The 13,146-nt window shown below is 72.7% G+C and carries 14 protein-coding genes; 6 read left to right on the top strand and 8 right to left on the bottom strand.

What is annotated here, in order from left to right:
• Window positions 1–113: 113 nt before the first annotated feature.
• Window positions 114–551: a hypothetical protein gene (locus tag ACFVX9_RS21660; protein WP_380370076.1), complete on the bottom strand. Its 438-nt coding sequence runs from the start codon at window positions 549–551 to the stop codon at window positions 114–116.
• Window positions 552–947: 396 nt separating this feature from the next.
• Here ACFVX9_RS21660 and ACFVX9_RS21655 point away from each other — a divergent pair, with 396 nt between their 5' ends.
• Window positions 948–1,364, top strand: a complete 417-nt coding sequence (locus tag ACFVX9_RS21655; protein WP_380370079.1) for a DUF3592 domain-containing protein — start codon at window positions 948–950, stop codon at window positions 1,362–1,364.
• A 66-nt stretch (window positions 1,365–1,430) separates the two neighbouring features.
• On the opposite strand, the gene ACFVX9_RS21650 is transcribed toward ACFVX9_RS21655, so the two are convergent.
• Window positions 1,431–2,114, bottom strand: a complete 684-nt coding sequence (locus ACFVX9_RS21650) for a GPP34 family phosphoprotein (protein ID WP_063350520.1) — start codon at window positions 2,112–2,114, stop codon at window positions 1,431–1,433.
• A 710-nt stretch (window positions 2,115–2,824) separates the two neighbouring features.
• Window positions 2,825–3,190, bottom strand: coding sequence for a hypothetical protein (locus ACFVX9_RS21645; RefSeq protein WP_063350519.1), 366 nt, complete (start codon window positions 3,188–3,190; stop codon window positions 2,825–2,827).
• Between the two features lie 141 nt (window positions 3,191–3,331).
• On the opposite strand from ACFVX9_RS21645, the gene ACFVX9_RS21640 reads away from it, so the two are divergent.
• Genes ACFVX9_RS21640 through ACFVX9_RS21630 form a run of 3 tightly spaced genes read left to right on the top strand, consistent with a single transcriptional unit; the run spans window position 3,332 to window position 5,096 of the window.
• A complete protein-coding gene (locus ACFVX9_RS21640) occupies window positions 3,332–3,691 on the top strand; it encodes a hypothetical protein (protein WP_387983048.1) in 360 nt (119 codons plus the stop codon).
• Window positions 3,688–4,710, top strand: a complete 1,023-nt coding sequence (locus tag ACFVX9_RS21635) for a hypothetical protein (protein ID WP_387983047.1) — start codon at window positions 3,688–3,690, stop codon at window positions 4,708–4,710. Before ACFVX9_RS21640 ends, ACFVX9_RS21635 begins: the two co-directional genes overlap by 4 nt.
• Complete coding sequence (locus ACFVX9_RS21630) at window positions 4,707–5,096, top strand: roadblock/LC7 domain-containing protein (protein WP_063350516.1); 390 nt, start codon at window positions 4,707–4,709, stop codon at window positions 5,094–5,096. Before ACFVX9_RS21635 ends, ACFVX9_RS21630 begins: the two co-directional genes overlap by 4 nt.
• 184 nt (window positions 5,097–5,280) lie before the next feature.
• Here the strand turns inward: ACFVX9_RS21630 and ACFVX9_RS21625 are convergent, their stop codons facing one another.
• A complete protein-coding gene (locus tag ACFVX9_RS21625; protein WP_387983045.1) occupies window positions 5,281–6,339 on the bottom strand; it encodes a Clp protease N-terminal domain-containing protein in 1,059 nt (352 codons plus the stop codon).
• Window positions 6,340–6,445: 106 nt separating this feature from the next.
• Window positions 6,446–8,017 (bottom strand): APC family permease, encoded by a 1,572-nt coding sequence (locus ACFVX9_RS21620; protein ID WP_387983044.1) that lies wholly within the window; start codon window positions 8,015–8,017, stop codon window positions 6,446–6,448.
• A gap of 294 nt (window positions 8,018–8,311) precedes the next feature.
• Here ACFVX9_RS21620 and ACFVX9_RS21615 point away from each other — a divergent pair, with 294 nt between their 5' ends.
• Entirely contained in the window at window positions 8,312–8,473 is a 162-nt protein-coding gene (locus ACFVX9_RS21615) for a hypothetical protein (RefSeq protein ID WP_387983043.1), read from the top strand.
• A gap of 23 nt (window positions 8,474–8,496) precedes the next feature.
• Here the strand turns inward: ACFVX9_RS21615 and ACFVX9_RS21610 are convergent, their stop codons facing one another.
• A complete protein-coding gene (locus ACFVX9_RS21610; RefSeq protein WP_387983042.1) occupies window positions 8,497–9,939 on the bottom strand; it encodes a PHB depolymerase family esterase in 1,443 nt (480 codons plus the stop codon).
• A 200-nt stretch (window positions 9,940–10,139) separates the two neighbouring features.
• Between ACFVX9_RS21610 and ACFVX9_RS21605 the strand changes: the two genes are divergently transcribed.
• Window positions 10,140–10,724, top strand: coding sequence for a hotdog fold thioesterase (locus ACFVX9_RS21605; RefSeq protein WP_380371106.1), 585 nt, complete (start codon window positions 10,140–10,142; stop codon window positions 10,722–10,724).
• Between the two features lie 138 nt (window positions 10,725–10,862).
• Here the strand turns inward: ACFVX9_RS21605 and ACFVX9_RS21600 are convergent, their stop codons facing one another.
• Both ACFVX9_RS21600 and pip read right to left on the bottom strand, forming a co-directional pair.
• A complete protein-coding gene (locus ACFVX9_RS21600) occupies window positions 10,863–11,861 on the bottom strand; it encodes a YdcF family protein (RefSeq protein ID WP_063346039.1) in 999 nt (332 codons plus the stop codon).
• 139 nt (window positions 11,862–12,000) lie between these two features.
• Entirely contained in the window at window positions 12,001–12,954 is a 954-nt protein-coding gene (gene pip / locus ACFVX9_RS21595) for a prolyl aminopeptidase (RefSeq protein ID WP_380487455.1), read from the bottom strand.
• Window positions 12,955–13,146 lie beyond the last annotated feature (192 nt).

Here is a 13,146-nt window from a genome sequence, read left to right as displayed (position 1 = left end):
GCGGGGTCTCTTGGCTGACCGCTACCTGACGAAGATGTTGAAAGCGCGCCCGGCTTGGGCAGCCAGAGCAAGATCTTCAACAGGCTTCCAGGGATCCGGCCAATGACTTCAGGTCAGGTCCGCTTGCGGCTCGCGATCTCGTCAGCGAGCTGCTGCACGTGGTCGGGGTCCGCGTCCCGGGCGAGGGCGACGTAGTGGTCCATGACGGCCGGCCGGTAACGCACGGGGAACGTCTCTCCCGGAGCGAGTCGGGTGAGCTCGGTGATCGTGAGGTCTTCGTCCGCGATACCGCGGAACGAGATGCCGCCGGCGGTCTCCACGTCGAGCATCAGGACCACGCGTGGATTGCTGTTGACCTCCCGCCAGTCGACGAGAACGCCGAGCGCAAGCGCCCCCGTACGCAGTTCCGCATTGCGCTTCCGTGCCTCACTGCTCAGGAACGGGTTCGGGGCGACGCCCGGGAAGTCGGGCCCGACACCGAGCGATTCCCGACTCAGGTCGGGCCTGAGCTGCGCCATCAGATCGTTGAGCTTCTTCCGCGAACCGAACATCCTGGCCCCTCCCTCACACCGGTGCCGGACTCTCGGCCTGGCGCTTCGCCTTCACCGCGATCGTACGTCGCGGCCATTCCCGACCTCCGGCGCATCGCGCCGTCCCGATGGGATCGCCGTCTGCGGTCGCGGACGGACTCGGTCGGTGCACCTGTCGGTCGGACGAGCCACGTCCGCACGCCGACAGGAGGACCAAGCCGTGATCGATACTGACCCCAACAGTGCGTCCCGGGCAAGACCGTACGGTGCCGCGATCCTGTGCGGAGAGAGGAGGCCCCGTCACGCCTTTTCCGGAGTGGCGGGGCTCCGCCGTGAACTGGGCGGGTTCCGGGCGTCAGGAGTGCCTGCTGTCGGCAATACTGGGGTGTCCGGGGGCGATTCGGACAGGGAGGCGCGGTGGGCGGGACGGCCGGATTCGCCGTGGTGGTGTTCGGCGGGCTGGGCGGCGTGGTCGCCTACCTCGCCGGGGTGGTCGGGCTGCGCGACCTGCGGCGGCTGCGCCGGGTCGGCGTCCCGGCCCAGGCCCTGGTGCGCGCCCGCGTCCCCGCCCCGGAGGACCGCGCGCTGCCACCGCGCCCGCTGCTGCAGTTCGAGACCGAGGACGGCCGGGTGGTGGAGGTCTTCTCGCCCGTCCCGTCCACCCCACGCCACCCGCTGCCGGACGGCGGCCACGTGCAGGTCCGCTACGACCCGGCCGACCCCCGGCAGGTCCTGGTGGACGGCCGCGAACGCAGGCCCTTGGAGTACGGCTTCGTGGCGCTCGGGCTGCTGATGGTGCTGGCCGCGATCACGCTGGCGGTCGCCGTTCTGTGAGGCTGCCCGACGGTTGCGACGTTCATCAGAACCGAGTCGTGGGGCGGGCCCGGCGCCGTTGCCGGCTCAGGTGATGACGGTGGTGGCGGCCGTGGTGGCGATGGTGACGGCCGCGATGGCGGCCACGGCGGCCTGCATGTTCCGGATCGCCTGGCCGACGGACTCGCCCGCCCAGTCGCCCTCGGCGATCTCCGCGAAGCGCGGCTCGACCTGCTTGCGGGGCTGCTCCGGGAAGGCCACCTTGTACAGGCGGGCGGTATGCAGGAGGGCGATCAACGTGGCGGTGCGGACGTCCGGTTCGGCGCCGTCCAGGACCACGGCGGCCAGGCGTGCGCGCAGGGCGCGCTCGACGGAGCCGTCCGCCTCCGGGTAGCGGCGGACCGGGAAGAGGCCGAGGGCGCGGTGGCGCTCCTCGACGACCAGGCCGCGCTCGCACAGCCGCTGGACGGTGTCCCGGATCGCCGTCGGCTGGTCCTTGGCCAGCCACTCGGCCGGCTTGGCCTTTCCGGCGCCCTTGCGCTCCGCCCACTCGGCGAGCCGGTCGAGACGCCCGTCGAGCAGGGGCTCGCCGGTCGGCGTGCGGTCGGTGACGGTCAGCCGGCCGTCGTCCACCACGACCCGCCCGGCCAGCGCGAGGTCCGCGAGGAACCCGCCCGCCACCGCCCAGCCGGCGGTCGTACCCGCCTTCGCAGCACCGGACTTGTCGTCCAGCGACAACAGCATCAGCTCCTCGGCGAGGGTGACGTGCATGCTCCATTCCTTTCGCGGATCAGAGGCGATCACCGGCAACCGGCAACTACCAGCAGCAACCGGCGGCGACCGGCGGCGACCGGGAAATGATCAAGAAGCGATCAGTCTACTGAGGTTTTCGTGGCGGCCCGATGGCGAACACCGCCTTCACCGACGCCGACCACCTCACCCGCACCCTCCGCCGGGGCCTGCGACACATCCAGCTCCAGCCACCCCTCATCGAGGGATGTCCGGCCGGCACCGGCCCGTCACTCGCTCCACCGACTCGGCCCTGAGAACCTCAGTAACTGAACGGCGTTGGCGCTGGACGTCGGCGGTACCCATCGGGCTCCCCCGCTTCCCCTGCCGTCCGGCGCGGCGGCTCGGCGGCGCGCCTTCGTGCCGCGCGCGGCATGGTCGAGCCGGTTCCGCGGCACCGCCGAAACACCGGCGCTCCGGCGGTTCGACCACGGTATTCCGGCGCTCCGTCACCGGCCGGAACAGCCGGGGCGAATATGACGCCCAGTCATCGGAAAGTCACGCATTTCCATGGTCGGCGCACACCCGCGATATTCGCGGCCCGATTCCCACGGACGGATCCCCGTAGTCGGTTCGTCACGCCCCGCATTCGCTCCGCCCGGAATTCCACGCGCGAAACGCGGCCCGCGCGGGCCTTCCGGACGGGCCTTCCGGACGGGGCGCGGACACCCGGGCCGCCGGCCCGGCCTCGGCTAGACGTCGAGAGCGGCCTCGATGCGCTTGAGACCGTGCCGGGCGAGCGCAAGGTTGCCGCGCGAGCGGTCCAGCGCCAGGTAGAGGAAGAGCGAGCCGTGACTACGGGTCAGCGGGCGGATCAGGTGGTACTGGGTGCCGAGGGTGATCAGGATGTCCTCGATGACATCGTCGATCGACAGCGCGGCCAGGGCGCGTATCTTCGCACGAACGACCTCGGTGTTGGCGGCGGCCGCAATCTCCAGGTCGAGCTGCTGCCCCCCGCCGAGGGACCCGAGCGACATACCGCTCTCGTAGTCGGCCACGGCCACTCCGATGGCCCCCTCGATGGCCATCGCGTCCTTGAGTGCGTCGTCAATGTTCATACGCTGTTCGTCCTTTGCGTGACTTCCGGGCAGAACTCCCGTGTGCAGGAACAAAATAGCAAGAAGTCACCGGTTGTGGTCGCCTCGTGAAAATGATGGAATAAAGTACGCTACCGGGGTTCAGAATGTGAAGGGGTACTGGTGCGCGCACTCGAAGCTTCTCTCTCCGATGTGCTCGGCTCCCCCGGAGTGGTCGGTGCCGCGCTCGTCGACGCCGTCACAGGTCTCAGCTACCAGTCCGCCGGGGACCACCGGCTGCTCGGGACCGGGGCCGAACTCGCCGAGCTGACCAACCTGATCGGCGAGCGGCTATACGAGGCAGGGGCGGAGAGCGAGTTGGAGAGCCTGGTGATCACCAGCACCCGCCATCACCAGGTCGTCCAGGTGGTGTCCCGGAAGGGCGACCCCCTGCTGCTGGCCACCGTGCTGGACCGGGAACGGACCAACCTGGCGCTGGCCGTCCGCCAGACCGCCGACCGCGCGCAGGACTTGCTGGCATGACCGACCCGTCCCACGACACGGCTCCGCCCGCCATGCCCGCAGCTCCCACGGCGCCGGCTCCGCCCACCGCGCGCAACGTGCCCGCGCTGCTGCTCGCGCTGCGCCGGACGGAGTTCACCGGCTCGGTCACCGTCTCCAGCGCACCGGGCGGCACGATCCACCTGGAGCAGGGTCTGGTCGCGGCGATCGAGACCCCCGGGGCCCCGACCGCCGCGACCCTGCTGCTGAAGTCCCGGCGCGTCGGCGAGGAGGAGTGGGCGTCCGCCGAGACGGCCGCGTCCGTCGGCCGGCCGGCCGACGCTCCCCCGACCTGGGGCGGCGACCTCGGCGCGGCCCTGGTGGCTCAGGGGTCGATCGGCGCCGCCGAGCTCGAAGCCGTCTGCACCGCCGCCGCCTTCGACGGGGCCTTCGCCCTCGTGCTGAGCCCGCCCGGCAGTTGGGAGACGGCCGAGGCGGCGCCGCCTGCCAGGATCGCGCTGCGCCCGGGCATCGAGCCGGAGCAGCTCTTCGAGGAGACCGCCCGGCGGACGGCCCTGCTGACCCGCCTCTGGGGACCGCCCGGCGAACTGGCCCGCATCCGGATCCGTCCTGCCGCCCGGGCCGAATCCGGCGCGCTGCGGATCCCGGTCCGCTACCGGGAGATCCTGGCCGCCGCCACCGGCCGCCGCACCGCGCGCGACCTCGGCTTCGCCCTGGGACGCGGTGTGTTCGCGGTGCTCCTCGACGTCGTACGGATGGACGCCCGGCACCTGCTCCACCGGGAACCGGCGCACCCCACTCCCCTGGCACCGAGCGTGGCCCCGCGCATGCCGACGGGCGAACCGCCGCCGGCCGGCACCGGGCCGCTGCCGCGCCGCGTCCGCAGCGGACGCGGCGCGGGTGGTCCGGGCGGCCCCGGCGGCCTGCCCGCCCGATCCGAGGGAGCGGCGGCCGCTTCCGAGGGTCCACCGAACGCACACCGCGCCGAACACACCGCGCGTACCGAGACGACCGAGCAGAGTGAGAAGAGCGCACCATGAGCAGCCAGACACCGACCGCCGTGCTGGTCGACGAGTTGAAGTCCCTCCGCGACCGGGTCATGGGCATCTCGGAGAGTGTCATCTCCACCACTGACGGCCTGTTGGTGGCCGCCGACACGGCCGCCGTCCACCCCGAGTCGGCCGCCGCCCTGTCGGCCGCCATGCTCGGCCTCGGCCGGCGCACCGCGGCCGAGGTCGGCGTGGGCGGCCTGCGCGACGTGGTCACCCGCTGCAACAGCGGCTACGTCGTGGTGCTGGCGATCGGGGAGCAGGCGCTGCTGATGATCCTGGGAGACGAGGGCCTCGACGTCGCCGGCCTGCACCGCGAGTCGCCCGCCACGGTCCGCCGCCTGAGCGAGCTGCTCGGGATGGTCCCCGCGGTCTAGGGGCTCTCTTTCGGATCACGCCGGGCGCGCGACGCCGGAGCACGCACCTCGCCGCGTTGTCGTCGGTCGCCGATACTCCGCATGGACTCCCTCCTCCGCCTTGCGATGCACGCACTCCGACGCCGCGCGCTGATCCGACGTGATCCGAAAGAGAGCCCCTAGTCCCAACGCCGTTCAGTAGTAATCAGGGGCGATCGAGCCGATCTCCGCACAGGGCCTCGACCAGCCGCCGGGCCCGGGTCTCCTCCGAGAGGAGCGTCTCCACCAACGGCCCGGTTCCCTGCCTGTCCGTGGCGCCGGACAGGTAGGCCTCGACCGCTCGCGGGTCGGCCGCGAGCGGCACCCGCCCGGCGGTGAGCGCCGCGTGGGCCCGGGCGTAGTCCAGGCCGAGCCGGGCCAGCCGCACCCCGCCCGCGTGCCGCTCGGCCGGGTCCGCGCCGCCCTCACCGGCCAACTGCGGGTGCCGGCAGGCGACTTCGTGCACGGCGAGAACGGCCAGCAGCACGTGCTCGGTGCCGGGCGCACGGCGGCCGAGGCGCTGCGCCTGCCCGTCGACCTCCAGCCGGACCCAGGCCATCGGCGCGACCGCGATGTTCATCTTGGCGAAGCCGGGCACCAGCAGCCGCTTCCAGCGCGGCAGCCGGTACGGCGTGCGGCCGAGCAGCGCGTCCCGGGTGGGGCGCAGCAGCGGGTCGAGGTCGTCCAGGTCGCCGGGGGCGCCCGGGGCACCGGGACCGTCCGGCACGTCGGGGCCGGCGGGCACCGCCAGTCGCTCCAGTACCGCTCCCGGCGCGACGCCCGCCGCGTGCAGCAGTTCGGCGGCCCGGGCGTGCGGATCGGCGAGCAGGGCGCGCAACAGGTGTTCTGCGCTGAACTTCCGCTCGCCGTCCTGCCGGGCCCGCTCCATGGCGCCGGCCAGGGCGCGGGCGGCGGCGCCGCTGAGCAGCAGGCCGCGCTCCCCGGTCGGGCCGAGCACGTCGCGGGCCGGCACGCTCGCACCGGCCCCGTCGTCCGAGCCCCAGCGTGCCGTGTCGACCCCGCCCTGGCGGTCTCGCAGGACGGCGAGCAGGGCGGTCGCGGTCGCCCCGGCGGCCGACAGGGCCTCACCGGCCGGGCCCTTCGCCCCGGCGACGGCGGCCAGCAGGTGTTCCGTCCCGAGGCGGCCGTCACCCCCGCCGCGCGCGCCCCGGGCCGCGCCCAGGACGCCGAGCGTGCGCCAGTCCGGTTCCAGCGTCGTCTCCATCCGAGCCCTCCCACCATGATGTTTTGCCCGAACTATATGCCTGCTTTGCTCGCCCTTTACACGTGACTGCGCGTCAAGGAAACGTCAGAACCGGCCGGTTCTGGACTCAGGGCGCGGAGGCCGGGTCGGCGGCGCTCACCGGGACGTCCGGGTGGCGGAACCAGGACCCCTGCACCAGCCGCTGCACCAGCATCAGCACCGCGCCGAGCAGCAGCGCGCCCAGCCCGATCACCGTCACCCCGCCGACCCGGCCGATGCCCGGCAGGTCGATCGAGGTGGCACCGTAGTCCGGGTCGGCGTAGACGTCGAAGGCGCCGTAGGCGAAGAAGTACAGCAGCATCAGGCCGCCGGCCAGCGGCAGCACGCCCTTGAAGACGAAGTCCCGGACGCTGCGGGTGAGGACCCGGCGGTAGTACCAGACGCAGGCGAAGCCGGTCAGGCCGTAGTAGAAGGCGATGCCGAGGCCGACCGAGGCGATCGAGTCGGCCAGCACGTTGCCGCTGATCGCGGTGAGCAGGACGTAGAAGGCGATCGACGCCAGGCCCATGGCGACCGTCGACCAGGTCGGGGTCCGGTGGCGCGGGTGCACCCGGGCGAAGCCGGTCGGGATGGCCCGGTGGGTGGCCATCGAGAAGGTGGTGCGGGCGGTGGGCAGGATCGTCGTCTGGGTGGAGGCGGCGGCCGAGGTCAGCACCATCAGGATCAGCAGCCGGCTGAGCACCGCGCCGATCCCGGTGGTGCCGAACACCGCGTCACCGAGGCCGGACAGCACGTCCCCCGAGTGGGCCGGGTTGCCGAGCCCGATGCCGTCCGTGCCGACCCCGGCGAAGGACTGCGCCGAGGTCGCGACCAGGACGTAGATGAGGAGCAGCAGCACGGTGGAGATGACGGCCGCGCGGCCGGGGGTGCGCGCGGAGTCGGCGGTCTCCTCGTTGACGGACACGGCAGTGTCCCAGCCCCAGTAGATGAAGACCGCGGCCAGCATGCCGGCGGTGAACGCCGAGGTCGAGGGCACGTTGAACGGGTTGAACCAGGACGCGTCGACGGGGATGGCCGTCGGGGGCGCGGCGGAGCCGTACGCCTTGACGAGCGCGGTGAGCGAGAAGGCGACCAGCATCACCACCTCGACGGCCAGCAGCCGGCGCTGGAGGGTGGCGGACAGCTCGATGCCGACGTAGCAGATCGCGGTCATCAGGACGATCCACAGCACCCCGGCGCTGGTCGTCCACACCCGGCTGTCCGCGAGCGAGTCCAGGCCGACCAGCCGGAAGCCGTACACCCCGGCGATCTGCGCCAGGTTGGCCATCACGATGACGTCGGCGACGACGATGCCCCAGCCGCCCATCCAGCCGGTGCGCGGGCCGAACGCCCGGGCGGCCCAGGTGAAGGTGGTGCCGCAGTCCGGGTCGGCGGCGTTGAGCTCCTTGTAGGCGTAGGCGATCAGCAGCATCGGGATGAACGCCAGGACGGTGACGACGGGCGCCTGGAGGCCGACCCCGACCACGACGATGCCGAGGGTCGCGGCCAGGCTGTAGGCGGGGGCGGTGGAGGCGAGACCGATGCACACCGAGGACAGCAGGCCCAGGGCGCCACTCTTCAGGCCCTTCTCGCCCGCACCGGAACCCGTCGGACGGTCGCTCGGACCGCCGGTCGGGGGGCTGGTCGGGGACGCCGGCACTGGCCCCACCCCCTTGAGTGCGCAGCGGGGGCCGCGAGGACCGATCTGGTCGTCTCAGCGTAACGCCGCCCTCGGCGGGCGGCCCGGGGGCGGCGAGCAGGCGGCCTGGGCGCAGGGTTGCCGGGCTTCCGGGCTTCCGGACTGGACGGACGACGCGCGGCGCGGGCCGTGGTGCGGTCGCGGCGGTGGCCGCCCTGGTCCGCGGGCCCCCCTTCCCCAAAGAGACCCCCCCCCCTCCCCCACCCCCCGCCCCCCCCCCCCCCCGCCACCCAGATCGAGCCCGGGGTCGCGTTCATGGCCCACCCACGGGACATCGAGCGCGAGGTCTGGCCGACGGAGGACTACCACCTCGCCCGGAGCCTGGTGCCGGTCGAGGGCGAGGGGTCCGAGACCGACCTGTTCGCCGGGCTGCGCTCAGGAGAGGCGGGGCTGCGCCCGGGAGAGGGGGACGGATGAGCCGGAGGTCGGGTTTCGCCCGCTCAGCACTGGCCGTCGGCGAGCACGAAGTAGCCCGGGCCGGTCTGCTTCAGGGTGTGCGTCACGAAGGTGTTCCAGAGGCCCATGCTCTGGCCCGAGCCGAGTGCGTAGGTCAGGCCGCCGCTCTGGGTGGCCCGCCCGGCCCGGACCTGGTTGTAGTTGCTGTCGGTGAAGCACTGCGCGGCGCCGCCGCCGGTGGTCGCCGTCACCGCCGCCGATCGGGTGCCCACCGCGCCCGACGGGTCGACCGCCGCCACGGTGTAGCCGTACGACGTGCCGGGGGCGAGCCCGGTGTCGGTGAAGGACGGGCCGGTGGCACTGCCCGCCATCGTGCCGTCCCGGTAGACCTGGTAGGAGGCGGCCCCGCTGACGGCCTGCCAGGCGAGGACGATCGAGCTCTGGCCCGCCGGGGTCGCGGTCAGCCCGGTCGGGGCGGGCAGACCGGGGTTGGTGGGCCCCGTGCCGCCGTCCAGGCCCCAGAACTGCGCGGTGTAGTAGCTGGAGCAGATCGTGTTGAGGAAGTAGCTGCCGGTGGCCCCGCACTGGTCGGCTGCGGCGCCGGGGTTGACGGCCAGCCCGTGGCCCATCCCGGCGATGCTGAACAGTGCCACGGCGGGCCGCCCGCCCGCGTCGGCGTAGACCTCCTCGGTGGTGCCGCCCGGCAGGCTCCGGGTGCTGGTCGGGCTCTGGCCGACACCCTGGACGTTGGTCCACTGGTCGCGCAGCTCCGTCGCGTTCACCGGCCTGACCACGGTGTCCGCGCTGCCCTGCCAGATCGCCAACCGGGGCCAGGGCCCGGCGTAGCCCGGGTACGCGGCCCGGACCTTGTCGCCCCACTGGGCCGGGGTGAGCCCCTGGTCGGAGTTCTGGCAGCCGGAGGCGGCGCCCTGGGTGGTCGCGCACTGGGCCGGGAGGCCGGAGTCGATCGCCCCGCCGGCGAACACGTCCGGGTAGTCGGCCAGCAGGTCGGAGGCCATCCCGCCGCCGGCCGACAGCCCGGTGACGAACACCCGCCGGCCGTCCGAGCCGTACAGGGCCTTGGCCTTGGTGACCATCTCGATCACCGACTCAGCCTCGCCGGTGCCCCGGGCGTCCTTGGTCGCGTCGAACCAGCTGAAGCAGGAGAGGCTGTTGTTGGCACTGCTGGTCTGCGGGAAGACGACCGCGAAACCGTACCGGTCGGCGAAGGTCGTCCAACCGGAGTTGCGGTAGTAGTCGTTGGCGGTCTGCAGGCAGCCGTGCAGCGCGACCACCAGCGGCGCGCCACTCGGCAGTCCGGCCGGGGTGTAGGAGTACATCGCGAGGTTTCCCGGATTGGCGCCGAATCCGGTGACCTGCTGGAAGGTTCCGCTCACGGTGTCGGCCGCAGCCGGGGCGGGTGCGGTGGTGCCGATCGCGAGTGCGGCGGCCGTCAGCAACGCGGCGGCGGCAGGACGGAGAGGCATGGGGGCTCCTGGGTGGGGGAGGAGTGGGGGCGGATGCCGTGCAGCGTGGCGCGCCCCGCGCCCCGGTGCCATGTGACGGCCACCCGAGGTCCACCGCCCCGCCATGGCGTGGACCGCCATGGTCCGATGTCCGGGGGCCGCGCGCCGGCCGTACCCGGAAGGCACTTGAGGGGCGTGCGCGAACAAGGCAGGTTGATCCCATGACGACGAATGAGGCAGACCCCGGCGGCGCGACGTCCCCGGAGGGCCAGGAGCTCCTTGAAGGCCGGCAGGCCCTGGAGGGCCAGGTGCCCCGGACCAGGACCCACACCTGGACGGCCGGCCCGCCGATCTCCGCCTTCCCGCGCCTGAGCGGAGAGGAGATCCTGCACGAGATCCTCGCGGGCCGGATTCAGGAGCCGGCGATCTGCAGCACCCTCGGATTCCATCTGACCGAGGTGAAGCCGGGCACGGCGGTGTTCGAGGGCGAACTCGGCGATCACCTCTACAACCCGATGAACACCGTGCACGGCGGCTACCTCGCCACCCTGCTGGACTCGGCGCTCGGTTGCGCCGTGCTGAGCCGGCTGCCCGCCGGGATCGGCTACACCACCACGCAGTTGAACGTCCACATGCTGCGCCCGCTGTTCGCCGACTCGGGGCTGCTGCGCTGCGAGGGCCTGGTGCTGCATTTGGGCCGGACGATGGCGACGGCCGAGGCGAGGGTGGTCGGGGTGGAGAACGGCAAGCTCTACGCGCACGCCACCACCACCTGCGCCATCCTGGCGCCCCGCCCGGCGGCCTGACAGGTGGTCCGACCGGTGGCATGACCGGAGGCCTGGGCAGAGGTTCGGAGGACCGGAGGGAGACCTGACGGAGGTTCGGCTGAAGGTAAGGCCGGGCCCCGGTCGCTTCGGCGGCCGGGGCCCGGGGTCGGCTGCGGTTCAGAGGGCCGCGAGCAGCCCGCAGAGCGCGAGGAGGCCGCAGATCCCGAAGTTGATCAGCTTGTGCGAGAGGAACACGGCGGCGAACTCGCGGATCGTCGCGCTCGGCCAGTAGTACGCGGCGGTCGGCGAGCCGAACACCTGCCCGTTGACGCCGGTCCTGCGGGCGGTGAGCGCCGCCCGGAAGGCGTGGAAGTTGTTGGTGACCACGACACAGCGGTAGTCGGGCTTGGCCTGCTCCATGATGGCCTTGCTGAAGAGCAGGTTCTCCTCGGTGGTGCGGGAGCGGTCCTCGCGCTCGATGTGTTCGGCCGGGAAGCCGCGCCCGGTCAGGTAGTCGGCCATCGCGTGGGACTCCGGCAGTTTCTCGTCCGGGCCCTGGCCGCCGGAGGTGATCAGCACCGGCGGGTTGCCGCGCGCGGCCTGCTTGTCGTACACCTCCCGGCCCCGGTCGAGCCGGCTGGCCAGCAGCGGCGGGACGCGCTCGCCGCCGATCAGGCCGGAGCCGAGGACGACCACGAAGTCCACGTTCCGGCGCGGCCGGTGGCGGCCGTAGAGGAATGCGTAGCCGACGAAGCAGACGAACAGGAAGGAGATGTAGCCGACCACCAGGACGGCGGTGCCCGCCAGTACGCCCAGCCGGGGCGAGCGGGTGGCCAGAGCAGCGAGCAGCAGCGCGATGACGGCGAGGATGCCCAGCCCGGCGAGGAGGGACAGCAGGTTGGCGGGCCGTCTGCCCTCCTTGCGGATCATGGTCAGGCCGTTGGCGATCAGGAACCAGACCAGGGCCGCCGTGCCGAGGGCCGGCAGCAGGATGATCGCCACCGCCGCCAGTTCCATCACCAGTGTGGGCGCCTTGCGCAGCTCGGTGAGCAGGGCGAGGGCGAGCAGGGAGACGGCGATGCCGAGCAGGACGGCATTGCTGAACTGGCGGCGGTCGCGTAGTACCCCGATTCCGAACAACAGGAAGAACAGGGCGGCTGGGACATAGGCGATCATGCTTCGTATCGTAGGCGGAGGCCGTTCGCGTGAACCGCCCGTCCGCCCGTGGACGAACCGGCCGGGCGGACTGGGCAGACGGACTGGGCAGACGGACTGGGCAAACGGACCGGACAAGGGGACCGGACGAGCGGGCAGGTCAGGCGAACCGCTCGATCGCCGCGAGGACCGCCTCCGTCATCGCCGGACTCCCGGTGTGCCCGGACTCGTCGATGACGGTCAGTCGGGCCTCCGGCCAGGCCCGGGTCAGCCGCCACGCGGTGTCGAGCGGCGAGCCGAGGTCCAGTCGGCCGTGGATCAGTTCGCCCGGGATACCGGCCAGCCGTCCGGCGTCGTGCAGCAGTTGGCCGTCGGCCAGGAACGCGTGGTGCGCGAAGTAGTGCGCGGTGATCCGGGTGAACGCCATCAGCGCGTCGGTGGGGCGGTCGCTGTAGGCGTTCGGCTTGCCCAGCGCCTCGTGCGCGATGACGGCGTCCTCCCAGGTGGCCCAGGCGTTCGCGGCGGCCCGCCGGACGGTCTCGTCCTGGCTGTTGAGCAGCCGGCTGTAGGCGGCCACCAGGTCACCGTCGCGGTCGGCGGCCGGCAGGAAGTTCCGGAACTCCTCCCACGGGCCGGGCAGGAAGCGGGCGACGCCCCGGTAGAGCCAGTCGGTCTCCTCGGGGCGGGTCGTGGTGACGCCGCAGAGCACGATCTCGGAGACCCGCTCGGGGTGGGCCTGGGCATAGGCGAGGATCAGCGTCGAGCCCCAGGAACCGCCGTGCAGCAGCCACTTCTCGATGCCGAGGTGGTCGCGCAGCCGCTCCATGTCCGCGATCAGCCGCTCGGTGGTGTTGTGCTCCAGCCCGGTCGTCGGGTCGGCGGCGTGCGGCAGGCTCTGTCCGCAGCCGCGCTGGTCGAACTGGACCACGTGGTACCGCTCGGGGTCGAAGTACCGCCGGGCGCCCGGCCGGTGGCCGGACCCGGGCCCGCCGTGCACGATCGCGGCGGGTTTGCCCGCCGGGTTGCCGGAGGCGTTCCAGTGCATCCGCTGCCCGTCTCCGACGTCCAGCAGGCCTTGTGCGTAGGGCTCGTAGTGGGGGTGCAGCTCGGGCATCGCGGAACTCCTCCGTGGATGTGCGGCCGGGGTGCCCGGACAGACCCTAGCGGGCGCTCGCAGGCCGGGCCGCGGATTTTCGGCGGGCCCGGGGCGGGGGGGGGGCCGACGGGGCCCACGACGGGGGGGTAAGAGGTGCTCGCGTGGCGACCGGAACTAGCGCCCACCCCTATCAGATTGCCCTCCGCACTC

This window comes from Kitasatospora sp. NPDC058243, from assembly GCF_042882025.1.
Classification (GTDB): domain Bacteria; phylum Actinomycetota; class Actinomycetes; order Streptomycetales; family Streptomycetaceae; genus Kitasatospora.
This window is presented reverse-complemented; position numbering and strand designations above follow the sequence as displayed.

Excerpts from the sequence above, each read along its gene's own strand:
- ACFVX9_RS21605 (WP_380371106.1), top strand. The coding sequence starts at position 10,140 with ATGACGACGAATGAGGCAGACCCCGGCGGCGCGACGTCCCCGGAGGGC.
- ACFVX9_RS21610 (WP_387983042.1), bottom strand. The coding sequence starts at position 9,939 with ATGCCTCTCCGTCCTGCCGCCGCCGCGTTGCTGACGGCCGCCGCACTC.
- ACFVX9_RS21615 (WP_387983043.1), top strand. The coding sequence starts at position 8,312 with ATGGCCCACCCACGGGACATCGAGCGCGAGGTCTGGCCGACGGAGGAC.
- ACFVX9_RS21645 (WP_063350519.1), bottom strand. The coding sequence starts at position 3,190 with ATGAACATTGACGACGCACTCAAGGACGCGATGGCCATCGAGGGGGCC.
- ACFVX9_RS21630 (WP_063350516.1), top strand. The coding sequence starts at position 4,707 with ATGAGCAGCCAGACACCGACCGCCGTGCTGGTCGACGAGTTGAAGTCC.
- ACFVX9_RS21660 (WP_380370076.1), bottom strand. The coding sequence starts at position 551 with ATGTTCGGTTCGCGGAAGAAGCTCAACGATCTGATGGCGCAGCTCAGG.
- ACFVX9_RS21650 (WP_063350520.1), bottom strand. The coding sequence starts at position 2,114 with ATGCACGTCACCCTCGCCGAGGAGCTGATGCTGTTGTCGCTGGACGAC.
- pip (WP_380487455.1), bottom strand. The coding sequence starts at position 12,954 with ATGCCCGAGCTGCACCCCCACTACGAGCCCTACGCACAAGGCCTGCTG.
- ACFVX9_RS21635 (WP_387983047.1), top strand. The coding sequence starts at position 3,688 with ATGACCGACCCGTCCCACGACACGGCTCCGCCCGCCATGCCCGCAGCT.
- ACFVX9_RS21625 (WP_387983045.1), bottom strand. The coding sequence starts at position 6,339 with ATGGAGACGACGCTGGAACCGGACTGGCGCACGCTCGGCGTCCTGGGC.
- ACFVX9_RS21600 (WP_063346039.1), bottom strand. The coding sequence starts at position 11,861 with ATGATCGCCTATGTCCCAGCCGCCCTGTTCTTCCTGTTGTTCGGAATC.